The organism is SAR202 cluster bacterium, assembly GCA_009392515.1.
Taxonomy (GTDB): domain Bacteria; phylum Chloroflexota; class Dehalococcoidia; order Lucifugimonadales; family UBA6952; genus UBA6952.
Map to the genome: position 1 here is coordinate 21,727 of VFGE01000038.1, position 25,660 is coordinate 47,386.

Annotated in this window: 24 protein-coding genes and 1 riboswitch; of the genes, 19 read left to right on the forward strand and 5 right to left on the reverse strand. The window is 32.8% G+C overall.

Features of this window, described 5'->3' with window-relative positions:
• Window positions 1-10: 10 nt before the first annotated feature.
• A complete protein-coding gene (locus tag FI695_05920) occupies window positions 11-1,255 on the reverse strand; it encodes a M48 family metallopeptidase (protein ID MQG51499.1) in 1,245 nt (414 codons plus the stop codon).
• A 22-nt stretch (window positions 1,256-1,277) separates the two neighbouring features.
• Window positions 1,278-2,360: a M42 family metallopeptidase gene (locus FI695_05925; GenBank protein ID MQG51500.1), complete on the reverse strand. Its 1,083-nt coding sequence runs from the start codon at window positions 2,358-2,360 to the stop codon at window positions 1,278-1,280.
• 129 nt (window positions 2,361-2,489) lie between these two features.
• Between FI695_05925 and FI695_05930 the strand changes: the two genes are divergently transcribed.
• The 4 genes from FI695_05930 to FI695_05945 are packed head-to-tail and all read left to right on the forward strand — an operon-like array spanning window position 2,490 to window position 6,242.
• Window positions 2,490-3,503 (forward strand): NADP-dependent oxidoreductase, encoded by a 1,014-nt coding sequence (locus FI695_05930; GenBank protein MQG51501.1) that lies wholly within the window; start codon window positions 2,490-2,492, stop codon window positions 3,501-3,503.
• Between the two features lie 9 nt (window positions 3,504-3,512).
• Complete coding sequence (locus FI695_05935; GenBank protein ID MQG51502.1) at window positions 3,513-4,070, forward strand: carboxymuconolactone decarboxylase family protein; 558 nt, start codon at window positions 3,513-3,515, stop codon at window positions 4,068-4,070.
• Window positions 4,071-4,091: 21 nt separating this feature from the next.
• On the forward strand, window positions 4,092-5,036 hold the full coding sequence (locus tag FI695_05940; GenBank protein MQG51503.1) for a 6-bladed beta-propeller: 945 nt from the start codon (window positions 4,092-4,094) through the stop codon (window positions 5,034-5,036).
• Between the two features lie 6 nt (window positions 5,037-5,042).
• Entirely contained in the window at window positions 5,043-6,242 is a 1,200-nt protein-coding gene (locus FI695_05945) for a CoA transferase (GenBank protein ID MQG51504.1), read from the forward strand.
• A 2-nt stretch (window positions 6,243-6,244) separates the two neighbouring features.
• Here the strand turns inward: FI695_05945 and FI695_05950 are convergent, their stop codons facing one another.
• Window positions 6,245-7,573, reverse strand: coding sequence for a CapA family protein (locus FI695_05950; GenBank protein MQG51505.1), 1,329 nt, complete (start codon window positions 7,571-7,573; stop codon window positions 6,245-6,247).
• 98 nt (window positions 7,574-7,671) lie between these two features.
• Here FI695_05950 and FI695_05955 point away from each other — a divergent pair, with 98 nt between their 5' ends.
• The 9 genes from FI695_05955 (at window position 7,672) to FI695_05995 (ending at window position 18,380) form a co-directional block, all read left to right on the forward strand.
• A complete protein-coding gene (locus tag FI695_05955) occupies window positions 7,672-8,352 on the forward strand; it encodes an ABC transporter ATP-binding protein (protein MQG51506.1) in 681 nt (226 codons plus the stop codon).
• The gene (locus tag FI695_05960) at window positions 8,342-10,945 is read left to right on the forward strand and encodes an FtsX-like permease family protein (protein MQG51507.1); all 2,604 of its coding nucleotides are present in this window, start codon (window positions 8,342-8,344) and stop codon (window positions 10,943-10,945) included. The genes FI695_05955 and FI695_05960 overlap by 11 nt, the downstream gene beginning before the upstream one ends.
• Window positions 10,946-10,949: 4 nt before the next feature.
• Window positions 10,950-12,092: a carotenoid 1,2-hydratase gene (locus FI695_05965; GenBank protein ID MQG51508.1), complete on the forward strand. Its 1,143-nt coding sequence runs from the start codon at window positions 10,950-10,952 to the stop codon at window positions 12,090-12,092.
• Window positions 12,093-12,143: 51 nt separating this feature from the next.
• Window positions 12,144-12,320, forward strand: a riboswitch (cobalamin riboswitch).
• Window positions 12,321-12,426: 106 nt separating this feature from the next.
• A complete protein-coding gene (locus FI695_05970; protein MQG51509.1) occupies window positions 12,427-13,299 on the forward strand; it encodes an ABC transporter substrate-binding protein in 873 nt (290 codons plus the stop codon).
• Window positions 13,300-13,302: 3 nt separating this feature from the next.
• Window positions 13,303-14,337 (forward strand): iron ABC transporter permease, encoded by a 1,035-nt coding sequence (locus FI695_05975; protein ID MQG51510.1) that lies wholly within the window; start codon window positions 13,303-13,305, stop codon window positions 14,335-14,337.
• Complete coding sequence (locus FI695_05980) at window positions 14,330-15,121, forward strand: ABC transporter ATP-binding protein (GenBank protein ID MQG51511.1); 792 nt, start codon at window positions 14,330-14,332, stop codon at window positions 15,119-15,121. The genes FI695_05975 and FI695_05980 overlap by 8 nt, the downstream gene beginning before the upstream one ends.
• Before the next feature lie 71 nt (window positions 15,122-15,192).
• Entirely contained in the window at window positions 15,193-16,860 is a 1,668-nt protein-coding gene (locus FI695_05985) for a thiamine pyrophosphate-binding protein (GenBank protein ID MQG51512.1), read from the forward strand.
• A 93-nt stretch (window positions 16,861-16,953) separates the two neighbouring features.
• The gene (locus tag FI695_05990) at window positions 16,954-17,463 is read left to right on the forward strand and encodes a hypothetical protein (GenBank protein MQG51513.1); all 510 of its coding nucleotides are present in this window, start codon (window positions 16,954-16,956) and stop codon (window positions 17,461-17,463) included.
• Between the two features lie 107 nt (window positions 17,464-17,570).
• A complete protein-coding gene (locus FI695_05995) occupies window positions 17,571-18,380 on the forward strand; it encodes a YceI family protein (GenBank protein MQG51514.1) in 810 nt (269 codons plus the stop codon).
• On the opposite strand, the gene FI695_06000 is transcribed toward FI695_05995, so the two are convergent.
• Window positions 18,377-19,543: a pyridoxal phosphate-dependent aminotransferase gene (locus FI695_06000; protein ID MQG51515.1), complete on the reverse strand. Its 1,167-nt coding sequence runs from the start codon at window positions 19,541-19,543 to the stop codon at window positions 18,377-18,379. The two genes, FI695_05995 and FI695_06000, sit on opposite strands and share 4 nt — an antisense overlap.
• Before the next feature lie 147 nt (window positions 19,544-19,690).
• On the opposite strand from FI695_06000, the gene FI695_06005 reads away from it, so the two are divergent.
• From FI695_06005 to FI695_06025, 5 genes are read left to right on the forward strand one after another with little or no spacing between them, the layout of a single operon-like run.
• Window positions 19,691-20,695 (forward strand): LLM class flavin-dependent oxidoreductase, encoded by a 1,005-nt coding sequence (locus tag FI695_06005; protein MQG51516.1) that lies wholly within the window; start codon window positions 19,691-19,693, stop codon window positions 20,693-20,695.
• 21 nt (window positions 20,696-20,716) lie between these two features.
• Entirely contained in the window at window positions 20,717-21,328 is a 612-nt protein-coding gene (locus FI695_06010; protein MQG51517.1) for a flavin reductase family protein, read from the forward strand.
• Between the two features lie 7 nt (window positions 21,329-21,335).
• Window positions 21,336-21,938: a hypothetical protein gene (locus FI695_06015; protein ID MQG51518.1), complete on the forward strand. Its 603-nt coding sequence runs from the start codon at window positions 21,336-21,338 to the stop codon at window positions 21,936-21,938.
• 26 nt (window positions 21,939-21,964) lie between these two features.
• The gene (locus tag FI695_06020; GenBank protein ID MQG51519.1) at window positions 21,965-22,813 is read left to right on the forward strand and encodes a serine hydrolase; all 849 of its coding nucleotides are present in this window, start codon (window positions 21,965-21,967) and stop codon (window positions 22,811-22,813) included.
• Window positions 22,814-23,068 carry a DUF1294 domain-containing protein gene (locus tag FI695_06025; GenBank protein MQG51520.1) on the forward strand — a complete coding sequence of 85 codons (255 nt, stop codon included), beginning with the start codon at window positions 22,814-22,816 and terminating at the stop codon, window positions 23,066-23,068.
• Here the strand turns inward: FI695_06025 and FI695_06030 are convergent.
• The gene (locus FI695_06030) at window positions 23,063-24,769 is read right to left on the reverse strand and encodes a thiamine pyrophosphate-binding protein (GenBank protein ID MQG51521.1); all 1,707 of its coding nucleotides are present in this window, start codon (window positions 24,767-24,769) and stop codon (window positions 23,063-23,065) included. The two genes, FI695_06025 and FI695_06030, sit on opposite strands and share 6 nt — an antisense overlap.
• A gap of 103 nt (window positions 24,770-24,872) precedes the next feature.
• On the opposite strand from FI695_06030, the gene FI695_06035 reads away from it, so the two are divergent.
• Window positions 24,873-25,631, forward strand: a complete 759-nt coding sequence (locus FI695_06035) for an SDR family oxidoreductase (GenBank protein MQG51522.1) — start codon at window positions 24,873-24,875, stop codon at window positions 25,629-25,631.
• The last annotated feature ends 29 nt before the right edge of the window (window positions 25,632-25,660 follow it).

Here is a 25,660-nt window from a genome sequence, read left to right on the forward strand (position 1 = left end):
ATTATATAATCTATGGTTTTTCTTTTAATAAGTTTATAGCTTTTATTCTGTCTAAAATAGGAGGGTGGGAATATTCCAGAAAGACTAATAGTGGATGAGGTGATAAATTAGAAAGATTTTTTGCAGCTAATTTTTTTAATCCAGAAATTAGATTGTTTTTATCTGTAGTAGTTTCTATAGACCACTTATCTGCTTCGTATTCATTTTTTCTAGATATAAATTGTAGAGTTGGTGAAAGTAGTAAATTTATAGGAGTAAACAGTAAGCCAAAGAATATTATACTCGCATAGATTGAAAGTTTTTCCATGTAAAAAACTTCAAAAAGTAGATTATTTTCAATAAATAATGACAGAAGGAAAAACATTAACCCAGTATTTATTATGCTCAATATTGTTGATGTTATTATATGTTTCTTTTTACTATGTCCAACTTCATGAGCAATAACAGAAACGATTTCTTGTTCATTTAATTGTTCTAGTAAAGTATCAAATAAAGCTATACGTTTTGTTTTTCCAAACCCAGTAAAAAATGCATTAGAATGATTACTTCGTTTAGAGCCGTCAATTATAAATATATTACCAAAGGTAAAATTAACCGAATCAGTGTAGTCAATAATTAAATTTCTCAATTTACCCTCTTCTAACGGAGTGAATTTATTGAAAATTGGCATTATCCAGATAGGGGCAATAACTTGTATGATCAGTGAAATAATTATAATGAATATCCATGCATACAACCATGCTAATGTGCCCGAGTATGCAAAGAAAAATAAAATGCCCGCAATTAAAGGCGTTCCAATAACCAATGAAAGAATTAGACTTTTTAAAGTATCTATAAAATAAGTAGACAGTGTTGTTTTATTGAATCCAAATCTTTCTTCGATAATAAATGTTCCATATAAATCGAAGGGTAAATTTAGTAACATACTGAGACCACTTAATATAAATATGAAAAGAATCCCATTAATAATTTCATGAAATTCCAAAGCACGAATAATTTGGTCAATAAAATTAAAGCCACCACTAAACCAAAAAATCATCAAGGCTGTAATTTGTGCAAAATTGATTACTAAAGAGAACTTCGATCTTGTTAATGTATATTCTTGTGATTTTTTGTAATCAGAAGCATCGTATATATCATTGATACCTTCTGGGAGGGTAGTGTTAAGAGAACGAATGTTTAAAATCGTTACTATCACTCCAAGAATAAATTCAAAGAGAATTGCTATAAAAATAATCCAAAACAAAATATTCATTTAATAAAAAACCTTTAATAAATTAATCAAAAGATTTAATTGATTTGACTGTAGTTGTATCTAAATTTTCAACTAAGCTTTTAACCAACGTTTTTGCTTTAATAAAGTCATTAAGATCAATTATTCCATTATGGCTGTGTAGGTATCTTGTAGGAATGCCTATGTTAATTGCAGGAATACCTCCAAAAGACTTTTGGGCTGCTGCACCATCTTCTCCATAACCTGAAATTACAGAAAATTGAATAGGAATACTAAGTTTCTTTGCAGTATCAATACAAAAATCGCGGAGTTTTAAATTGGGTATCATAGAACTATCATGTAAAAATATTGAAGGCCCAGAACTCAATTTCTCTTGTGCTAAATTTGGATTCATACCAGGGTAATCTCCCGCTACTCCAACTTCTAGGTTAATATTTATATCTGGAGCTATAGTATAACTACTTGTAATAGCTCCTCTAAGGCCTACTTCTTCCTGTACTGTACATGAACCAAAAACATTATTGGGTAAATTTTTTGTATCCAAAGAATTTAATGTTTCAATTAGTAAAGCAACACCAACTCGATCATCCCAAGCTTTTCCTAATAACATATTTTCACTGTTAAGGAATTCAAATGAACTATCTGGGCTTATTGGATCACCCGGCAATATTCCTAATCTCTCTTCAGCGTCTTTTTTATCTTTTGCACCAACATCAATGAATAGATTATCTTTTGGAAAGATTTGTTTGCGTTCTGTCTCATTCATTACATGCACGGTCTTGATACCTGTTACGCCTTTAATATTTCCTGATTTGGTCATAATGATCCATCGTTGATTTACTATTGATTGGTCTAACCAACCACCTAATGTTTGAAATTTTATAAATCCTTCTTCAGTTATATACCGAACCATTAAACCTAATTCATCCATGTGGGCAGAAAGCATGATTTTGGGAAACTGTTTGTCTTTTTCAATTTTACAAATTAACGAACCAAGGCCGTCAGTATCAATATTAATTTCAGGATTTGTTATTTCTTCTCGTATAATTTGTCTAATTTGACCTTCAAATCCAGTAGGACCATGACCATTTGATAATTTTTCTAATAATTTAATAGTTTTGTTCATTTTGAACTCCTTGTAATAAAAAGTAAAAATTATTACATTTAGGTTTACATTTTATAGTTAATAAAATAACACATTATGGCAAAATTAAATTTAATTTTGCCATAATCTCAGGTAAGAAAGGTGATTATTGTGGATGAATTAAAAAACAGAGCATTGATATTAAATTCTCGCCCTAATGGATATCCTGATGACTCTAACTTTAAGTTAATTGAAATTGATATTCCTGATATAAATCCTGGAGAATTTATTGTTAAAGTGCTTTGGTTATCTGTAGACCCTTACATGAGAGGAAGAATGAGTGATAAGAAATCATATGCTCCTTCTGTTGAAATCGGCGATATTATGGTTGGAGGCGCAGTAGGTAAAATTATTTCAAGTCGAAATTCTGAATTTGAAGTTGGAGATTTGGTTGAAGGTAGATTTGGATGGCAAGAGTATGCTATTTCAAATGGGAGTAATGCGAGAAAATTGACAATTCAAGAGGCTGACATCTCAAAAGCCTTAGGTGTTTTAGGAATGCCAGGACTAACGGCATATTTTGGATTGTTTTCTTTAGGTAAACCTATTCCAAATGATACTGTAGTTATTTCTGCAGCTTCTGGTGCGGTTGGGGCAGTTGTTGGGCAATTAGCAAAATTGGCTGGTTGTAAAGTTGTTGGTATTGTTGGTTCAGATACGAAAGCGTCATACATAAAAGATGAATTGAATTTTGACCATGCTATTAACTATAAAAAAGAAGACGTATGTAATAGATTATTAGATCTTTGTCCTTATGGTATTGATATATATTTTGATAATGTTGGGGGTGAGATTTTAGAAGCTGTTTTAGAAAACCTTGCATTTAGAGCTCGTATTGTTGTTTGTGGACAAATAGCTCAATATAATTTAGCCAATGATGAAGTCGCTTATGGAATAACTAATTTTCGGAATATACTTACTAATCAAGCTACTGTTGAAGGATTTATTGTAAGCAGATTTGCGCCAGATTTCCCTCAAGCACTTTCTTACTTAGAAAGTTTGTTTATTGAAGGCAAATTAAAAACTAAGGAAGATATTACATATAAATTAGAAAACACTCCTGAGGCATTATTAAGAGTATTAACTGGAAAAAATTTTGGTAAGCAAATTGTAAAAATAGCATAGGAGAAAAGGATGACTAGGGTTAAGGAAATTAGAGAAAAAGAAGACACATCTGAAGATGTGCATCAAATTATAGATAGATTGAAAGAATCGTATAATGGTCGTATTGTTGGTCCATATAGAGTTTTGTTATATAAACCTAACTTAGCAGAAGTTGTTTGCAATACTGCTGACCAAATTAGAAAAGAGACAACACTAGAGGGTGAAATAAGAGAATTGGTGACAATAATCATTGCTCGTCAAATTGACTGTGTTTATATTTGGTCTGCACACCAACCAGGAGCATTACAATCAGGTGTTCCTATTGAAGTAATTGATGCGATAGAAAAAAAACGAGAAATTGATTATAAATTATTATCAAATAGACAAAAGATAGCCGTAGATTTTACAATTGAATTAATTAAAAATAATAGGGTTAGCGATGAATTGTTTGAAGATGCTCAAAACGCTTTTGGAGTTGAAGGTGTAGTAGATTTAGCTTCAACTATTGGTCAGTATTTTATGCTTGGTTCTGTGTTAAACTCATTTGAAGTTGATCCTGACCCAGAAAGACCTGTTTTATCAGTTTAAAACCATTGAAAGGGGAAAGTTATGGCACAAGTATTTGGAAGTGGTTCGTTTACGTATGAACATGTTGAAGGATGGCCTCATATTCCTGCAGAAATAACACTTTTAGAGTGTCCAGGTGTAGGTATAGATTCTCAAGATAATGTTTTTCTGTTAACAAGAGGTAAAGATCCAATTGTTGTATTTGATAAAGAAGGAAACTTTTTAAATACTTTTGGCAAAGGTTTATTTAGTGAAAATAGAACTCATGGATTATATGTTGCTCATGACGATACATTACTTGTAGCAGATGATGGTATACACACAATACAAAAAATTTCTTCATCAGGAGAAAAAATTATGGAAATAGGAGAAAGAAACAATCCTAAACCAATTTGGAGTGGTGAGCCATTTAATAGGCCTACTTCTGCAGCAATTAACCCTAGTAATGGTGATATTTATGTTTCCGATGGATATGGTAATTCTAGGATCCATGTATATACAGGCAATGGAGACTATAAATTTTCTTGGGGAAGCCCTGGAATTGATGCAGGTCAGTTTATGCGGCCACATAATATTGCAGTTGATGAAAAAAGTAATATTTATGTTGTAGATAGAGAAGCACATCGAGTTCAAATTTTTGATCAGCAAGGGAATTTTTTACGAATGTGGAATAATATACATCGACCAGATTCTATGGTTTTGTGGCAAGATCATATATACATTGGAGAATTGAATGGTATGGGAGGGTTAGACGATGCTCCTGGAATGGGACATAGAGTCGGGATATATGATCTTGATGGCAATTTAGTATCCCGATTTGGCGAAGCAGAAGAGGGTGATGGGCCCGGACAGTTTTTTGCACCACATGGAATTGCAGTTGATTCAGAAGGTTCTATATATGTTTCTGAGGTTTCATATACTATAAGAGGTTCGCGTATGGATCCTCCTCGTGAACTTAGGAGTATTTCAAAATATAAGAGAGTTTAGGATATTATGTCGTTACCTTTAGCTGATATTAAAGTATTAGACTTTTGCCAAGTATTTGCTGGGCCAGCAACAACTATGCATTTAGCTGATCAAGGAGCACAAGTCATAAAAATAGAAACACCTGAAGGTGATAATTCTAGAAATTTTGTTCCATTCCCAAATTCTAATGATTTAAGTAGGGGTTTTGTTGCACTAAATAGGAACAAACGGACTATAGCTTTAGATTTAACAAAACCTGAAGGACTGGAAATAGCATATAAATTAGTTAAATGGGCTGATATTGTGGTTTGTAATTTAAGACCTAGTGTTCCTGAAAGATTAAAAATTTCGTACGATCATCTTAAACTAATAAACTCAAAGATTATATATGCAGGTATTTCTGCTTATGGTGAAAAAGGCCCAGATGCAACGTTGCCTGGGTACGACTTAATAGCTCAGGCTAAGTCGGGTATTACAACAACTCGAAGGAATGCTGATGGAACACCAATTGGATCTTTTATATACTATGCAGATATGGCAGTTGCTATGTTAGGTGCATATGCAATAATGGTTGCATTGCATGAAAGAAATACTACGGGCGTAGGACAAAAAATCGAGTTAAATTTATTACACAACTATTTAGCTTTGCAAGCAGTTCAGATGGTTAAAACTGAAAATGACAATCCTACAGACCAAGGTCGAGTTTTAACTGCATTAGCTACATCCTATTTGGCAAGTGATGGGAAATATATTCATGTGCATTCGGCATCAGGTCGTCAATGGGTTAACTTATGTAAAGCGTTAGATTTAGAACATTTGATAGATGATCCACAATTTGATACTCACCAAAAACGAGGGGAAAATGCCGAAAGTCTATTTCAAGTTATTGCTGCAGTAATAAACACAAAACCAGCTAAGGAATGGGAATCTATTCTAAAAGAACACAATTCTCCAACTAGTGTGATACAAGAATGGCAAGAAGTTTGGATTGATGATCAGGTTGTTGCTAATGATATGATTATTTCATACGAGCAGCCAGGAGTTGGTGTAGTCCAATCAGTAAATACACCATTTAAACTTTCAAACAGCAATATTAATAACCGTGTATATCGGGCAGCACCACATTTTGGTCAGCATAATGAAGAAATACTAATCGAATTTGGTTATAGCTCAAATGAAATAGATAGATTTAAATCCCTAGGTGTGATAAAAGATTCTATAGAGTAGTATTAAGAAACTTTAATTTTGCCGACTCCATCTTCTATAGTAATTTCTGTACCATAAGGCTTGGACATATCTTGAAATCTTTTTAAAACACGTTCATTTACTTCACTTCCTGGTTCTGCTAATACAGGTCTTCCAGCAATAGATCTAGGCAATCCCATACCTAAATCAATAGGATATAGTGAAATTTCTCTGAGCTTTTTTTCTGTAAATTTACATGTGGCTATAGCACTTTCCCATCCTTCTACTCTAGAATTCCATCCTCTTTTTTTTCTTTCTTCATGAAAGTCAGAAGGGGTATCGGAATGTCCTAATCCAAATCTTTTCATTACATCATATGGTATCCACTGAGGAGTATCATTTTGTAAAATGAAGTCACCCAAACTATAAAAAATAGGCTTGCCATTATATATTTCGATACCACGGTCTCTATGTGGGCCATGACCTATAAATATATCTGCTCCATTATCAATTAGTCCTTTTGCAAGTGTGCGAGTATGAGAAGATGGAAGTTCTGGAGAATTACTAGCACCATGATTGTGAAAACTAAAAATGGTCCAATCTGCCATTTTAGTGGCATCTCTCATCCATTTATAGTTTTCCTCTAAATCTTCTTCTTCTGCAATTGTTTCCATTGAGAATTCTTTCCCAACAACAAATGTTGAACCAAATAAATTTATTTGTTGATTTTGTTCAATAACATTAAACAGGCTTTCTCCTAATTTTTTAAGTTCATTATATACAGATTCAGTTACCGTAAATTTTGTTTTATGGCGAACTAGATTACAACCAGGTCTGCCAATAGAATAAGGTGATTGTTCACCGGCCATAACTCCCATAGGAAATGGCCATGGTTCTGCACCAGTTCCTCTAGGTCCCCAGTCAGCCGCTGCCATCAGAGCAATTCTCCCCTTTGGATTATCAAGATAAGCAGGAGCCCTTGCTTCCGCTAGGTTCATTCCTGTGCCAGCATGAGGCATTCCTGATTCTTCCAAAAACTCTAAATTAGAGATTATCCCTTGGTCACCAAAGTCTGAAGCATGATTATTTGCCGTAGATACAATATCAATTCCTAACCATCGTAATTCTTCAATACTTTCGGGCGGCGCGGCCATGTAGGTACCTTGCCCACTTCCTCCACCTGCATAAGTGTTAGGATAATCAGCATAGTCTTGAAATAAACATTCAGCATTTGAAAAACTCACATCAGCATTTAAGATTATTTCTCGTAGCTTAAGAAAATATTCTTCTCGAAAAACAGAAAGTTTACGAGATATCAGAGATTCTCCTGTCAAGCAAATTTCTATATCTCCGGATTCAGCTTCATAGATCATTTCTGGCTCCTTATTAAATTTTAGAAATTAGTGTAAGTTATTCAGTTCTATAATAAAATAAATATATAGTAATTAATGAATTAATAGTACATAAAAATATGAAAAATACACTTATAAAACTTAATCATGTATCTAAACATTATGAAGAAGGTTCTGATAATCGAGAAATATTAACTGATATTAATGCTGAAATCAAAACAACTGAGGTTGTATCATTTATTGGCAAAAGTGGTATAGGTAAATCTACTCTGTTAAATTTAATTAGTGGGATTGATGTTTGCGATTCTGGTGATATCTCTATAGACGGAGTGTTTATCAATAAATTATCTGATACTAAAAGAACTTTATTTAGAAGAAAAAATATTGGTTTTGTTTTTCAATTTTTCAATTTGGTTTCAACTTTAACCATTGAGGAAAATATAGCTCTTCCTCTTAAATTAAATAAGTTTGATCCAGAGACAACAAATCAAACTGTTGATAGATTATTAGAACATGTAGGCCTATTAGATAGAAAAAAAAGTTTCCCCGACAAACTATCTGGTGGAGAGCAACAACGAATAGCTGTAGCCAGGGCGCTTTCTCATAATCCTAAACTTATTATTGCGGACGAACCTACGGGAAATTTAGATACTAACAACAGTTCTATGCTTATGGGGTTATTAGTATCTCTAGCTAAAGAATATGGAACTACAATTATAATCGCTACTCATAGTGATGAAGTTTTGAAATATTCTGACAGGATTATGTCTATAGAGAGTGGTATTTTAATTGAAAAGTAAACATATTTTTTCGTTTCCTCCTTATATTCTATGGATTAATGCCTTTCGATATTATTTTCGTAGTTTTACTCAGAGTATTCTTGCAGTTTTAGGCGTAGCGGTAGGAATAGCCGTTTTTGTAGCAGTAGACCTCGCTAATGATAGTGCTAAACAGTCATTTAGAAACTCAGCTGTTAGTATTTTTGGCGACACAGAGTTTCAATTAATGGGAAGTACATCTGGTATATCTGAAAACGTTTATTCAGACGTAGTTAAATCTGCAGAATTACAACCTTTATTAAATATAATCAGACCTATTATCGATAAACAAATTACGTTAACCGACAGTAATGGAGTAGAAGATAAATATCGATTGTTGGGTATAAATGTGATTAATGAAAATGTATTATCCGGAAATAATAAGTATGGAATAGATTTTTTAAATTCTTCACAAACAAGTTTCAATATTTTTGCCGAGAACCAAGTCTTTGTTTCATCAATTCTCGCAAGCAAAAAACAATTGACTATTGCTGATGAATTTTTAGTTAAAGATAGTAATAATAAAATAAGTATTGTTGGTTTTTTTGAAGGTGATAATTCTTTACAAAGAGAGTTGATGCAAAATGTAATAATTACTGATATTTCTGTAGCACAAAATATCACCAATAGTAATGGTATTCTTACAAGAATAGATATATCTAGTGTATATGACCAGAATGAAAAAATAGCTTTGGATAAATGGTTTTCTTTACTGCCTTCAGGAGTCCAGTTAATACCAAGTTATACGTATTCTGAAGCAAGAAAATCCATTACTAAGTCATTTGATACAAATCTACTTGCTCTAAGTTTACTAGCTTTACTTGTAGGTTTGTATTTAATTTACAACATGATGACATTCTCGATACATAGAAGAAAAAATCTTTTTGGAACTTTAAGGGCAATTGGAGTTACAAAAAATGAAATATTTTTCTTGGTTCTTGTAGAAGGATTACTTATAGGGCTTATAGGTGCAATTTTTGGAATTATGTTAGGTATATTATTAGCATATTTTCTTTTAGGGCTTATAAGTTCAACTATAAATTATCAATTTTTTTCAAGTTCACCGAACTCAATAGCTTTAGATATAACTATTATTTATCAAGCACTTATCTTGGGAATTTCTGGTTCAATTGTTTCAGTATTGATTCCTGCTTGGAGTGCATCAAGAATTCAGCCCCGTGAACTTATAGATATTTATGGTAAATACTCTACATATAATAAGTATCATATGGTTTTGTTTTTCTTAGGGTTACTGCTTTGTTCTATTGGTTATTTAATTACTTTAGCCCCAATAACAAATCTTATTATTGGATTTATAGCTATGTTCTTGGTAATTGTTGGCTTATCTTTAACTGTACCAACGACAACTCAAATAGTTCTTTTAATTATTAGCTCAATTTTAGAGAAAATAGGGAGACCTACTATAGTTACTCTTTCAGTAGAGACAATCAAAAATTCTCTTAACACAATAGCCATCTGTATAGCTGCTTTAAGTGTTAGTATAGCTATGACAATAGGAATAGGCTGTATGATTCAGTCATTTCGTGCGACAGTTGAAGAGTGGTTAAATCAATCATTGGTAGCTGATATTTATATAGCACCACCTACACTAAGTTTTGGACAAGACCCTAAAGGAATTGATGATGAATTTATTAAATATGTTAGTGATATACCTGAAATAGAGTATATTAGCCAATTAGGCTCTTTCGAAATATTCAAAGATGGATATTTATTAAATTTAATTGTGGTGGATTCTGCTGAAAAGATTTTTGATGAAGTTATCCAATTAAAAGAAGGTGAAAAAATAGATATTTGGAACGACTTTGTACAAACAGATTCAATATTGATTTCGGAACCTCTTGCTTTTCAGAAGAATATTCAAATAAACGATACTTTTGACATACTGACTGATAGTGGTTTGAAAAGTTTTACCGTAAGAGGCATATATTATGACTACAGTTCTACTTCAGGAATTGCAATGGTTAGTAAACAGGTTTATGACAATTATTGGAATAATTCAAAAGTTACTTCTTTGGCACTTTATTTAAATGATTCACAAAACTCAGAGGTAGTATTTAACAAACTTTTAGATAAATTTGATACTGACTGGGATTTACAAATCATCTCGAGTAAAAAATTAAATAATGCTTCCATGGAAATTTTCGATAAAACTTTTGAAATAACTTTTGTATTGCGATCAATTAGCCTCATAGTTGCATTTATAGGGATATTAGGTGCTATAAGTGCCATTATTTTGAGTAGAGCCAGAGAATTTTCTATACTCAAATCTATTGGATTTACAAATAATCAATTAAGAACAATCATAGGTAACCAAACATTCATTATAGGGGTAATTTCAGGACTGATTTCCATACCATTAGGAATAATAATTACAAACCTTCTTATTCAAATAATTAATAAACAATCTTTTGGTTGGTCAATCCCCATGCAACTTTTACCTTCAGTATTTGTAGAAGGGATAATGGTAGCTATTTTATCGTCTGTATTAGCAAGTATTTATCCTAGTATAAAAATTAGTCGCAATAATATCCGTAAAGCACTGATGGGGGAATAAAATTTTGAAGAAGTTTTTAAAATACTCTTTGATGATTGTCATTAGTTTTACTATTGTAATAATGGTTTACTTTTCTGTTATTGCAACTGATAAACCCAAAACAATTGAGTCATCAAATCTATCCTTATTAAATCTTCTTAGTGATAATTCCAGTATCTCTGCAGGTGAAATTCCCGAACCAAATAAAGAGATTTTGTTTCCTCAAGATCATTACGATCATCCAAGCTTTAGAAATGAATGGTGGTACTTTACAGGGAATCTTAAAGATATAAATCAACAAGAATTTGGATATCAGTTCACAATATTTCGATTTGATAATAATGAAGGTGATTCTATTTCCTCATGGGCAGCTTCTGATATATATTTAGGTCATTTAGCGATTTCAGATATTAATAATTCAGAGTATTTACACAAAGAAATATTTTTTCGAAAAAGTGATTTAGGGCTTGCTGGATCTGATATAGATAACAATAAAATATGGATTAGTAATTGGACAATAGAATTTGACGGTAATGATGTTCATTTATATGCAAGACAAGATGAAATAGTATTAGATTTAATATTGAAAAGCAACACTACTCCTATTTTTCATGGCAACAAAGGTTATAGTAAAAAAGGAGCTGAGAGATCTAACGCTTCTTATTATTATTCAGTTACTGATTATGAAACAACAGGTGAAATTGTTATCGACAAAAGTGCTTTTGAAGTGACTGGGAATTCATGGTATGACCATGAATGGAGCTCTGGTGTGTTACCAAAAAATGTAATTGGCTGGGATTGGTTTTCAATAACCTTTAGTGATAGTTCACAATTAATGATGTATCAACTAAGAAATAAAGAAGGTTTACCTACAGATTTTAGTGCTGGAACATTTATTGATAAAATTAATAAAGTTACAAGCTTAAAAGAAAATCAGTTCAAATTGAATCCTATAAAATACTGGGAAAGCGAAGCTACAAAAATTGATTATCCTTTAGAATGGGAAATTGAGATTGCAGAATTAGATATATATATACGAATTATCCCTAAAATTAATAAACAAGAGTTTAATAGTACAATTACATATTGGGAAGGAGCTATTGATATTGTAAATAAAAGTAATGATCTGATAGGAGAAGGATATATGGAATTGACTGGATATAACTAAGATCTAAATGTATTGAAGAGATATTTATTATTTAATATACTAACTTGTAGAAAAATTAATATCAATATAGGTGCTGTTTCTACAGAGAATAGGGAACCTGGTGAAAATCCAGGACGGTAGCGCCGCTGTAAACTGAGAAAAGAAATAAATAGACATTGATGTATATCGAGAAGTCTATTTTGTAACATTCAGTAAGTCAGAAGACCTGCCTATATTAAGTCAGCGACTCTCTTCGCTTAAAGAGGCAGCTTATTTAATTAAAATAAATAAAAAGGTCTTACGTAGAAGTCGTGAGACCTTTTTTTATTTGACTTTATAAGGAGAAAAGTACGAAATGAAAACCCGTTTCACTTTTATGATAACTATGATGTTTTTTCTCTTATCGTGCTCATTGATGGAAGATTCAAATGAAGTGCAAACTGTGAATTTTAATATTCAAGATAGTAATGGACAGACAATTGCATTTGAAAGCCATCCAGAAAAGATGGTGGTCTACGATGCAGCAGCTGTAGAGATATTACTTGCAATGGGTGAAGAAAATAAAATTATTGGAACTCATGAATTTGTTGAATTACCTGAAAACAGTTCTCCAATACGAAGAGTTGGCGATGCTTTCAATGTTAATTATGAAAAAGTAGTTGAATTAGATCCTGATTTATTTTTTGTATTTTATGACACTTTTACAAAAGAGTTAGAAGATTTAGGAGTCAAAGTATTATATTTAAATTCATTGGATAGCGATTTGGAAGATATTCGGGCACATATAAAAATTTGGGGACTTATAACTGGAAATGATGAAGGCGTTGAAGAACTTATAGAAACTTTTGACAATAAACTTAATGCGGTAACAGATACTATTCCTACTGCATCGACAAAACCCACTGTTTATTATCATACTTTTGATTATTGGACACCTGGAGGAGATACTTTAATTGGAAATATTTTTGAGTTACTTAACACTGACATGGTTTCACAAAATCTATCTGGGTATACTCAAATAAGTCTTGAAGAGTTAGTTGCAAAAGATCCTGAATACATTTTTACTGACGCGTGGGGCATAGATCAAATTAAATCCGAACAAGCATTACAATCTGTCTCTGCTATAAAAAATAATCATGTGTATGTATTGAAAAACGGTTCGTTAAGTATAGCCAGTCATAATATAGTTCTTGCTATAGAGGAAATTAGTAGCATAATTTACGAATAGGGCATGCAAAAATTAGATATATATAGAACTTATAGTTTATTAATAGCCACGCTATTAATAACTATAGTTCTGTCTATTAGTATTGGGTCAGTAATAATTTATCCAAAAGATATATTTTTCTCTTTGTTGAATTTGATACCATTTTTTGATTATCAAGCCGATATTTCACAAAGCCTAATTGTTATAATTAATCAGCTCAGATTACCTCGAATACTACTAGCCGGAATTGTAGGTTTTTCAATAGCATTGTCAGGAGCCACATTTCAAGCTATATTCAAGAATCCTCTAGCAGATCCATACCTAATTGGAGCAGCTTCCGGGTCTGCTTTGGGTGCAACGATTGTTTTAATGCTAATAGGCCCTATTATTCTTATGCAAATTTCTATTTTACCGTTAGCTTCTTTTTTAGGAGGTGTGATTGCTGTTGGTATTACAGTAATGATTTCTTTTTCTTCTCGTTCTATGAGTTCAAATACGTTAATTTTATCCGGTATAGCAGTAGGTGCTTTAGCTAATGCTATAACAAGTTTAATTATTATAAGTTCTGATCCTGACGTTAGACCTTTACTTAGCTGGCTTTTGGGAAGCTTTAATACTGCTAATTGGGATGAAGTTTTAATTACTATACCTTATGTATTAATTTCAACAATATTATTATTTAGGTATCGTAGGATCATGAATATTATTCAATCTAGCGATTCAGAAGCACAACTTGTTGGTGTTGAAGTAAAGAAAACGAAATATATATTAATTCTTATTAGTACTTTATTAACGGCCATTGCTGTATCTGTAAGTGGGATTATAGGTTTTATCGGTTTAGTTGCACCACATGCCGTAAGGTTAATATGGGGTTATGATTATAAGTATTTGATTCCATTTAGTGCATTATTAGGATCGATAATACTTATATTAGCTGACACAATCGGAAGAACAATTCTATACCCTCAAGAGTTACCTGTGGGTGTCATAACAGCATTTATTGGTGCTCCCTTTTTTATTTTTTTAATTATCAAAGGTCGAAGTTCGTTTTATGGATGAAAAATGTATTTTAAAAATCAATAATGTTACATCTTTTTTGGGCAATACTAAGGTCCTTAATAATGTTTCATTAGATATTAAACCTGGTACTCTTAATGGTTTGATTGGAGTAAATGGATCAGGTAAAACAAGTTTAATTAATACAATAAATGGACTTATTAAACCCACAGAAGGTAGTTTGAATATTGATGATCTTTTGTTGGATTCTATATCTGATAAGGATATAGCAAAACTAATTGCAACAGTTCCACAGAATCCTACAAATATGTTTGGTTTTTCTTGTCTTGATGTTGTACTTATGGGGCGTAATCCATATATATCTGTTGGTGGATGGCCTAGTAGCTCTGATATAGATATTGCATATAAATCAATGAAATCTACAGGAGTTGATCAGTTTGCTAAACGCACCTTAGATACATTATCCGGAGGAGAAATACAACGTGTATTTATTGCAAAAGGATTAGCGCAAGGAACTGGTATATTACTTTTAGATGAACCTATTGCTAATTTAGATATTTCTTATCAAATACAAATTATGGATATTTTACTATCTTTGATACATGAACAAAATTTTACAATAATTACATCTTTACATGATATAAATTTAGCTTCATTGTACTGTGATAATCTTATTGTTATAGATAAAGGTGCTATTGTTAAAACAGGACCCCCAATAGAGATAATAGAGGAAGATTTTATACAAGGTATATTTGGAAATAGATTAAATGTAATACGCAATCCCGAAGATAATCGTAGTATTATAATTCCTAAGTCTATAAACTAACTATTCATATACTCTATATTAATTTATAGTATGTGTATTAATTTAATTCGAAATTTATTGGAGAAAGTATTATGTCAAAAATGTCCGGCGGTGAAGCACTTGTAAATTCTTTAGTTCGAGAAGGAGTCGAAGTTATTTTTGGGCTACCTGGCGTTCAGATGTATGGTGTGGTATCAGCTATTAAAGAAAACCCAGCTATAAAAATGATAGTTCCTCGACATGAACAAGCAACAACTTATATGGCAGACGGTTATGCTAGAGCAAGTAGAGGGATTGGTGTTGCAATGGTTGTGCCAGGTCCAGGTCTCTATAATGCTGCTGCTGGTTTATCAACTGCTTATTCAGTATCATCACAAGTATTAATGATTGCAGGTCAAATACCACGAGCCACTATAGGGAAAAATTTAGGTGGACTCCATGAGGTAAATGACCAACTAGAAACAATAAAGCCTGTCACAAAATTTCAAAAAAGAATAATGAATTTAAAAGATATTCCTGATTCAATGGCTGAAGTTTTTTCTGAATTAAGAAACGGGCACCCTAGACCAGTAGAAGTAGAAATGCCACCTGAAACTATGGTTGAGAAAGATGAAGTCGAATTATATGAACCTGCACCTCAACTCCGTGTTGCTGCCTCTGATGAATCAATTGAAACAGCTGCAAAATTAATCATCGATGCTAAAAATCCAATAATCTATGCTGGAACAGGAGTGGTTAGATCTCAGGCAGAGGAAGAATTGATTCAACTTACGGAATCTACAAACATTCCAGTTATAAATAGTGCAGGATCCAAAGGTGTAATTTCAGATGACCATAAACATAGTTTAGGTTCTTCATTAAGTGGAAAAGGACCAATAAAAGATTTAGTGGAGAGTTCTGATTTGATAATAGTTCTAGGTTCAAGATTTGCTCTAAGAAATCCAGCCGGTGATGGTTGTCAAATAATACATCTTGATATTGATCCTGAAGAAACAAAAATACTTGAGGGTCGAATACAAAAATCTGTAACATCTGTCAATGGCGATGCCAAACTATCTATACAGAAATTAACAGATAAGATAAAGAGTATGGGGGGGACTTCGTTAAATTCGCCTGGAGAAATGGTTGCAAAAATACGAGAACAGGTAACCTCTGGGGACCAAATTACAGAACCTCAAAATTCAATTTTAGATTCTTTACGTGCAGGAATGCCAAAAGAAACAATTACTGTTTGGGACATGACTCAAATGGGGTATTATTCGAGGGCATTTTGGAAAACTTACTACACTTCTACATATATTGATTCAGGTTATTCTGGAAATCTAGGTTATGCTTATCCAACTGCACTAGGTGCAAAAGTCGCTAAACCAGATGTACCAGTAGTATCTATTTCTGGTGATGGAGGTTTTATGTATAACGTCCAAGAATTATCAACAGCTGTAAAATATGGAATCAATACTGTTGCTGTTGTGTTTAACGATAATCATTATGGAAATGTACGAAGAGACTTAGAAGAAGATTGGACTGGAGATTATGGGACCGAATTTGTGAATCCAAATTTTGTTCAAATGGCTGAATCATTTGGGGCTCTTGGTATTAAAGTTACTGATCCAAATAAAGTTGGTGATGCTATTGCTGAGGCAATTGCTGCTGAACGACCTGCACTAATAGATGTAGATATGATTGATACAGCTAAATTACCAAGACCATTTGTTGGCAAGGCTGCATGGGCAATTCCTCATGAGGATCTTTTGCCATAACCTGACATTTCAATTGTTTCCTCGTTTATAACTATACAAACAGTTTGTATAAACAGAATTTAAAAAATTAGAGTGAGGTATAAAATGAGAAAAATGAAAAAATGGATTACAGGTTCAATAGTTCTTAGTGTTTTAGTTATAGGTATGACCTCTACAGCTGTATTAGCTGATAATACTTCTGATAGAATTGCGAATAATCCTTTGATTGCTCGCGTAGCTTCAATTTTAGGGATCAGTGAAACTGAATTGGTTGGAGCCTTTACTACAGCTATAGCTGAAATGAAAACCGAAAAATTAGAAGAAAAATTAGCTGAAAATATTGCCAATGGCAATATAACTGAAGAAGAAGCTCAGGCTAAGCGTGAAAGATTTGATCAGAAGTTAGATCGTAAAGGGGATAAGTTAGGTTTGGAACATTTTAAGCCAAGACATCATGTACATCACTTCAAAGCATTCACGATTCCAGGAAAACCACGATTGATGACTCCTGAAGAATTAGAAGCAAAAATAGCCCCTGCTATAGAATCAGGAATTATTACTGAAGAGCAAGCTCAAAGTAAGAGGGATAGATTGCAAGAAAAGATTAATGCTTCTATGGCTTAATTAACAACGAAGCGTATTTTCAAAGAGCCCAAATTTTGGGCTCTTTTTTTTAAAAAAAGAAGTATGGTATATAATTATATTAGAATAAATAAACTAAGAGAAAATATATGAAGATAAAATTTTTCCCAGTCATTCTACTTTTTATGATAATTCTTTCATGTTCTGATAATGAAAGTAGCCAAATAGAAAATACTCAAAAAGAAACAACTAAAATAGAGATTCCTACACCCACTACTACCTTAACACCAGTCGAAACAAAAATACCAATGGAAACAAAGGTAAATGAAAATTCAGTACAAGAGGTAGCTACACCAACACCAAATGTTTCTACTGAAGAATCTCAAATTAAAGAAGAACCTGTCAAAACAAATGTCGAAGGAAATTTATCAGTTGATATTGATCCTAATTCTATTGCTCGTTATATCGTTTATGAACAATTGGTCCGTTGGGCTTCTCCAAGAGATGTAGTGGGTGAAACAAAAGTAACTGAAGGTAAATTAGTTTTTGATAAAGATGGGGAAATTATACCTGAAAAATCAATAATTATAGTAGATCTTAAAAATTTAAAAAGTGACTCAGATAAAAGAGATGATTATATAAAAAGAAACGCACTAGAATCAAATAAATATCCTGAAGGTATTTTTATACCTGAAACAATACAAGGGCTACAATGGCCTTTTCCTACTGAAGGTGATCATACTTTCACTATGTTGGGGGATATGACTGTACATGGTGTAACAAAACCTGTTGAATGGACGGTACAAGCCAATGTTGTTAATAAAGAGGTAAAAGGTAAGGCAAGTACAAAATTTGATTTTTCATATTTTGATATAAATAAACCAGATCTAAGATTCATTTTAATATTAGATGATGAATTAAGGATTGAACTTGATTTTACAGCAACCGTAAATTCTTAAAGAGAATTTACCATGTTGTTTAATCGATCAATAGCAATATTAATATTCTCTATAGAGTTTGCGTATGAAAGTCGTATAAATCCTTCTCCATAACTTCCAAATGCTGTACCAGAGAGAACAGCAACTCCAGCTTCTTGTAAAGATTTGGTTTCAAATTCGCTGCTTGTAATACCTGTGTTGGTTATATCTGCAAAAACATAAAAGGCGCCCTCAGGATTTGGACATTTAATACCATTGATATTTTGAAGACCAGATACTATTACTTCACGTCTACGAGAAAATTCTTCAACCATGCTTACTACTCCTGATTGATCTCCCTCTAATGCTGCAATAAGGGCCATTTGAGAAAAAGCACTTGTGCAAGAAACACTATTTACTGCCAGTTTAGTAATATGTGGTACCAATTCTTCAGGAAATGCACCATAACCTAATCTCCAACCTGTCATTGCATAGCTTTTTGAAAGACCATCAAGAATGATTACTCTATCTTTAATACTTTCATACTGTGAAACACTTAAATGTTGTCCCGTATAAATAATATCCTTATAAACTTCATCGGATAGTACATATAAATTAGGGAACTTTTCAACTAAAGCTACGATAGCTTCGGTTTCTTCTTTATTTAAGACTGAGCCACATGGGTTATTAGGGGAGTTAAGAATGAGTAATCTTGTTCTGTCATTAATCAAAGTCTCTAGTTCTTCTATATCAGGATGATAGTTGAGATTTCCACGTAATGGCATAGGTACAGCTTTGCCACCACAAAAATTTATCATCGATTCATAAATAGGGAATCCAGGATCTGGAAATACCACTTCAAAATCAGGTTCTGCTAATGCAAGAATTGTAAAAAACATGATGGGTTTTGCACCGGGAGTAATAATGATTTGATCTGGGTTATAATTAACCTGCCTTGTATTATAAATATTTTTTGAAATAGATTCCCGTACCTCTAATATTCCTGCAGATGGAACATAATGAGTAAATCCTCCATTTAAAGCTTCTATAGCTGCATTTTTTATATGATCAGCTGTTTCAAAATCAGGTTCACCTATTTCCAAATGAACTATATTTTTACCTTCTTGTTCTAATTTTCTAGCTTTTGCTAAAACTTCAAATGCAGTTTCAGTACCTAGTCGTTCCATTCTTTTAGCAAGGTTCATTTAGTCCTCCAGTTAGTTTAATCTAGTTAAACTTTTGTTTCGTCAAATTAATACATTATACCTAATATACTTAGATAATGTGTATTAGCATTTCTTACATTAATTACTATAATATTTACAATATTCAATAAAGATTAAGAGGAAAATATGAAATTAGGAGTTTCTTTAAGTGGTATGTGCCAACAACCAGTTGGGACAGATATGATTCAAAATTTTAAAAATATTGTTACTTACTCTAAAAAAGCCCAAGAGCTAGGATTTGATTTGGTGTATCAAGGTCAACATTATTTAACACATCCATATCAACAATTACAAACAATACCGTTACTTTCAAGGTTATCAGCCGAAATCGAAGGTATGGGTATTGTCGGAACACTTGTTATTCCATTACATCAACCTGTAGATTTAGCAGAAAGAGTAGCAACTATTGATGTGTTAACTGGAGGTAAGTTCCATTTAGGATGTGCGTTAGGGTACCGTGATCAAGAATATGATTCATTTGGAATAGATCCTAAGAAACGAGTTGCTCGATTTTTAGAATGTTTAGATATAGCACAAAAATTGTGGACTCAGGGTAAAGTTACTTATGATGGTAAATTTTTTCAACTTAATGATGTAGAAGCTATGTTAAAACCGATTCAAAAACCGCACCCACCTATTTGGATTGCAGCTAATCATGACAATGCTATAAAGAGAGCTGCTAGAAGAGGTTATTCATGGTATGTAAATCCTCATGCTGGATATGAAACAATTAAGAGGCAAATTGAACTTTATCATGAGACTGCTGAAAATGCAGATTCTGGGGCTCCTAAAAAACTGCCTATAATGAGAGAAGTGTTTGTTCATGACGATCGAAAAACTGCATTTACAGAAGCTAATAAATTTTTGGGTGGGAAATATGAAGCTTACTCGCAGTGGGGGCAAGATAAAGCATTGCCTGAGGATGACGAGTTTAGTGATGAATTTGTAGAACTAGCCAAAGACAGATTTGTTATTGGAAACCCTGAAGATTGTGTTCAAGACTTACTAAAATATAAAGAACTTGGCATGGAATATGGCATATTTCGCATGATGTATCCTGGCATGAGTCTAAATTCAGGTATGCAACTTTTAGAAACATTTGCTTCAAAAGTTATGCCTCATATTAAATAATTTTGACAGGAGTGTAGAAAATTGAAAATAAATCCAAAAACATTTGAAGGCTTTAATCGTGTATTAACTGGAGTTGTAGTACCTCGCCCTATAGCCTTTGTTTCAACTATTTCAAATTCAGGAAACGTAAATCTGTCTCCGTATTCTTTTTTCAATGCTGTATCTTATGATCCTCCATTAATTATTTTCTCTTCCTCCAAATTTACTTCAGATGGGAAATTGAAAGATAGTTTATCTAATATTGAGCAAAATGGTGAATTTGTCGTCAATATAGTTAATGAAAATATAGTAGAAGCAATGAATAAAACTGCAGCAGAGTATCCTGAAGATGTTAATGAATTTGATGTTGCTAATCTTACACAAATTGATTCTGATTTAGTTAAACCTCCTAGATTAAGTGAGAGTCCAGTGAACATGGAATGTAAATTAGAGAGAATTATAACTCTTGGAACTGAGGCTCATCCACAAGGATTAGTTATTGGAGAAATTATTCAGTTGCATATTGATGATGAAATTATTTCAGGTCATAGAATTAATCATGAAAAACTAAAACCAGTTGGTAGATTGGCAGGAAATATGTATACCCATACATATGATGTTTTTGAATTAATGAGACCAAGTTATGAAGGGTAGTTTCAGTATGAAAAAAGTAATTATACCAATAATCATACTAATGACATTATCTGCTTGTAGTCAATTAGGATTTTCAGATCCCGAACCTATAGATTTATCTAGCATTGAATCTCAATTGGAATCTTTAGATAAAAAGGTTGAGGAACAGAACGCTACAATAGAAAAAATGTTGATTAAACACCGAACAGAAATGAATGAAAGATTTGATGGAATGGAAGAGGACATCGATTCACTAATGACCGAAACTAGTGATAATAATTCTCCAGTATATACTCCCATAGTTCCAGTTAATGCTACACTTTCTGGAAAGTTGGAAGCAGCTATTGAAGAGGGTGAAACCAATATTAGAATTGCTCTCATAAGCCCTGACAAATACGATTCTCAAGAAACTATATATTTGATCAAGGACGCTACTATACAAATAGGTGAAGATATTATTGGAGAAATATTGGAATATGAAGTTACAGGAATGGGTAGTATTAGGTATGGAAATTTAACTCTTACACGGATTGAATTTACAGTTACGATTAATGGCGATATATCTAAAATTTACCCTGCAGCTACAGAAGTATTTATATATAATTTTGCCAGAGAAAAACATGTTGGTTAATACAAGGTTACTAAAGAGGTGAAAATATGGAAGAATTAATAAATCGTATGAATGCTATGTGTTCAGAATCTCCATTTCAAAGTGGATGGTATCTAAAAAACTTACAAACTAATGAAAGTGCTAATTATTATGGTGATGTTGTCGTTCCTTCTGCAAGCACAAGGAAAATTGCTATATTAATGAATGCTATGAAATGGATACATGAAGGGAAACTCTCATTAGATCAACCTATACGTATTGATGAAACGAATCAATATGTCGGGAATTCATCTGGTTGCTTTCAATATCTTCGCCCTGGTTTTACCGTACAACTTTATGATGTATTAACTATGATGATTATTGTAAGTGATAATACATCTACGGGTATTGTGGCAAATTTGTTAGGTTTGGATAGTATTAATGAATTTTCCCAATCTATTGGAATGATAGGTACAACTCATCGTCACAAATTACCACCATTAGACTTATCAATAGACCATTCTTTAGATTATACAAATAGTACTACACCAAACGATGTTGGGCTAATTTTAGAACTAATTTTACTGGGTACAAATGATGAAAAAGTCGCAAATAAACTTGGTTCTTCCAAAGAATTATGCCAGATTGCTCTAGATATCTTACTAAATCAAAAACTGAATAATAAACTACCAGCACTACTTCCTAAAGGCACTAAAGTTGCTCATAAAACAGGTACAGGTGCAAGAAATTATAACGATGCAGGGATAATATTTTTAGATGATTCTCCTTTGTTTATTTTGACTGTTTTTACTGAAAATGTTCCAACTAGTTTGGCAGATGGTAGAGCAGGTCATGGAGTAGCTTGTGATTTGGTAGCTCGTTTATCATCAGAAGCATACAATTACTTTATAAACTAAATGCTTCTATTAATCGTTATTATTCTCAACCTAATTTCGTTGATTTTACTATCATTGGATAAACGATATGCAATCTATAACCAACGTAGAATTCCTGAAAAGTATTTTTACCTTCTTTCCTTAGCAGGAGGATGGTTATTAGGAGTTTTGACAATATATACGATAAAACATAAAAATCGGAAAAGATCTTTTTTATTTAAGTATTATGGTGCGTCAATTATATCGCTAGGAATGTATTTGGGATTTATATTATAAAGATCCATCAATAACAATATCTAATAAAGCAGGTTTTCCAGATGCTACAGCTTTATCGATTGCTGGTTTTATTTCTTCTGGTTTAGTGATTCTTGTTCCTGAGACCCCCATACTATTTGCAATAGCTGCCATATCAAATGGGGTATTAAAATCAGAATACAATAGATTAGCGCCTGCAGTTTCTGGCAAATCTAATATATCTTTTTGATATACGTTAAAATTAACCTTCAAAACACGGTACATACCATTATTACAAATAATAAATACACAAGGAATATTATCGTTGGCTGCGGTCCATAATCCTTGAATAGTCATCATTGCACTACCATCACCAATAATTCCAAAAACAGTTCTGTCAGGATATGCGCATTGATTACCAATAGTAGCACCAATACCACCACCTATAGATTGACCTCTTACGGCTCTTAAATCGCCACGATTCTCAGGCTTAAAGTAGTATCGTAATGCAGCTCGATTACTAATTGAGTCATCTAAAATAACGGCATTTTCAGGTACTGCATTTGCAATTTCATACATCATTCTTGCCGGTATCATAGGGCTTTGATTCCATTTAGCCGACAAAGATTCTTCATATGTTTTTTGACTTTCTTCAAATTCTTTTGAAATAGTATTTTTTCTTTTTGAAATTATTTCATTACTTTTGTCGTTTAATAGAGGTTTAACAGTTTTTATTAATTCATTAAGAGCAAGTTTGCAATGTGAAATTATTCCAACAGAAACAGGTTCGGATTTTCCTACTTTACCAGGAACTGGGTCTATATGGATTAATTTTACATCTTGATTTAATATGGGGTCTCCCCAATAAAATAGTTCTTCAAATGTATCCATACCAACTGTTAGTACAAGATCAACACGTTTTAATATTTCTCTATGGTCAGCTACACGTAAAGATAAATTTCCCATGAATTGTGGATGAGTAGTAGGAAATGCTACCTCTGCACCTCTGGATTGATATACAGGTAACCCTAATAGCTCAGCAAGTTCAATAGCTTCATTTACTGCGTGGTCATCAGAAGCTCGATCTCCAACTATCATAATGGGTTTTTCAGATTCAACTAACAGAGATGCACTTTCTTTTATTCCTTGGATGCTAGGTCTTGTTTCATCAAAAATTTTAGTTGATGGAATAATGTTCATCTCAGCAGTACCTTCTAGAGCATTAGCAGTGAATCCAACGTAAACTGGCCCTTTAGGGTGACTATTTGCTTCATTGAAAGCGCGTCTCATAGCACTAGGTATTTGATCAGGGTGAGTTAATTCAACAGCCCATTTTGTTACAGGTCTAACAAGTTCTGCTAAGTCTGTTTTATTTTCAGTAATTTTGCGTACATCATAGTTTGCAGACGTTACAACCATAGGTGTACCCGTATTTAAAGCATCTAACATTAATGCTATACCATTAGCCAAACCACTATCTACATGAAGGCTTACAAAAGAAGCTGTTTCAGTTGCCCGTGCGTATGATTCTCCCATACCTACAGCAACACTTTCTTGAAGAGCAAGAATATATTTAAATTCAGGGTAGTCACCAAGCATATCAATAATTGGCCCTTCACTTGTTCCTGGATTTCCAAAAATATATTCAACACCCTCAGCTTTAAGCATTTCTAGCAAAGCTTTTTTACCTGTCATAATTTCTGACATTAACAACTCCTTAATAATTAAGATGAACGAAGTCATAGTATAATACTAAAAATAACATTTTATTAAGATATATTTTGTGATAAAGTAACCTGACTTTCATCTTTAGTTAGTAATTATTCTAAAAAAGGAGTCCTCTAATATGACATCAAACCAAAAAGTTGCCGTTGTAACAGGAGCAGGCACAGGCATTGGTAAAAGTGCTACACTTCATTTACTTGCAGATGGATACTCAGTAGCTTTAGCTGGCAGAAGAGTAGAAACTTTAGAAGAGGTTGTAGCAGAATCAGGAGTCTCAAACTCTAAAGCAATTATCATGCCCACTGATGTAGGAAATCCAGAGGATGTTAAAAAGCTTTTCGATGTAATAAAGTCAACATACGGACGATTAGATGTCTTATTTAATAATGCAGGTATTGGTGCTCCTCGTGTGCCTTTTGAAGATCTTTCATTAGAAGAATGGCAAAAAGTTGTTGATACAAATTTAACAGGAAGTTTTTTATGTTCTCAATACGCTATTAAAATTATGAAAGACCAGTCTCCTATGGGGGGTAGAATTATTAATAATGGTTCTATTGCAGCATATGCTCCTAGGCCGGATGGTGTTGCCTATACATCGACTAAGCATGCTATATCAGGCTTAACAAAACAAATATCACTGGATGGTAGAAAATATAATATTGCATCGAGCCAGATAGATATTGGTAATGCTGGTACACCTATGACTGCCCGCATGAAAGATGGAGTACCCCAACCGAATGGGGATACAATGCCCGAGCCAACATTTGATGTTAATCATGTTGGAGAAACTGTGCTTTACATAGCAAACCTTCCATTAGAAACGAATATACAGTTTATGACCATTATGGCTACAAAAATGCCATTTATTGGTAGGGGGTAAGAGTATTTATACCTCGTGGATTCTATTTC

Bases quoted from the DNA above. Each gene is read 5' to 3' on its own strand.
- FI695_05920 (MQG51499.1), bottom strand. From the start codon at position 1,255: ATGAATATTTTGTTTTGGATTATTTTTATAGCAATTCTCTTTGAATTT.
- FI695_05925 (MQG51500.1), bottom strand. From the start codon at position 2,360: ATGAACAAAACTATTAAATTATTAGAAAAATTATCAAATGGTCATGGT.
- FI695_05935 (MQG51502.1), top strand. From the start codon at position 3,513: ATGACTAGGGTTAAGGAAATTAGAGAAAAAGAAGACACATCTGAAGAT.
- FI695_05940 (MQG51503.1), top strand. From the start codon at position 4,092: ATGGCACAAGTATTTGGAAGTGGTTCGTTTACGTATGAACATGTTGAA.
- FI695_05945 (MQG51504.1), top strand. From the start codon at position 5,043: ATGTCGTTACCTTTAGCTGATATTAAAGTATTAGACTTTTGCCAAGTA.
- FI695_05950 (MQG51505.1), bottom strand. From the start codon at position 7,573: ATGATCTATGAAGCTGAATCCGGAGATATAGAAATTTGCTTGACAGGA.
- FI695_05955 (MQG51506.1), top strand. From the start codon at position 7,672: ATGAAAAATACACTTATAAAACTTAATCATGTATCTAAACATTATGAA.
- FI695_05970 (MQG51509.1), top strand. From the start codon at position 12,427: ATGAAAACCCGTTTCACTTTTATGATAACTATGATGTTTTTTCTCTTA.
- FI695_05975 (MQG51510.1), top strand. From the start codon at position 13,303: ATGCAAAAATTAGATATATATAGAACTTATAGTTTATTAATAGCCACG.
- FI695_05980 (MQG51511.1), top strand. From the start codon at position 14,330: ATGGATGAAAAATGTATTTTAAAAATCAATAATGTTACATCTTTTTTG.
- FI695_05985 (MQG51512.1), top strand. From the start codon at position 15,193: ATGTCAAAAATGTCCGGCGGTGAAGCACTTGTAAATTCTTTAGTTCGA.
- FI695_05990 (MQG51513.1), top strand. From the start codon at position 16,954: ATGAAAAAATGGATTACAGGTTCAATAGTTCTTAGTGTTTTAGTTATA.
- FI695_05995 (MQG51514.1), top strand. From the start codon at position 17,571: ATGAAGATAAAATTTTTCCCAGTCATTCTACTTTTTATGATAATTCTT.
- FI695_06000 (MQG51515.1), bottom strand. From the start codon at position 19,543: ATGAACCTTGCTAAAAGAATGGAACGACTAGGTACTGAAACTGCATTT.
- FI695_06005 (MQG51516.1), top strand. From the start codon at position 19,691: ATGAAATTAGGAGTTTCTTTAAGTGGTATGTGCCAACAACCAGTTGGG.
- FI695_06015 (MQG51518.1), top strand. From the start codon at position 21,336: ATGAAAAAAGTAATTATACCAATAATCATACTAATGACATTATCTGCT.
- FI695_06020 (MQG51519.1), top strand. From the start codon at position 21,965: ATGGAAGAATTAATAAATCGTATGAATGCTATGTGTTCAGAATCTCCA.
- FI695_06025 (MQG51520.1), top strand. From the start codon at position 22,814: ATGCTTCTATTAATCGTTATTATTCTCAACCTAATTTCGTTGATTTTA.
- FI695_06030 (MQG51521.1), bottom strand. From the start codon at position 24,769: ATGACTTCGTTCATCTTAATTATTAAGGAGTTGTTAATGTCAGAAATT.
- FI695_06035 (MQG51522.1), top strand. From the start codon at position 24,873: ATGACATCAAACCAAAAAGTTGCCGTTGTAACAGGAGCAGGCACAGGC.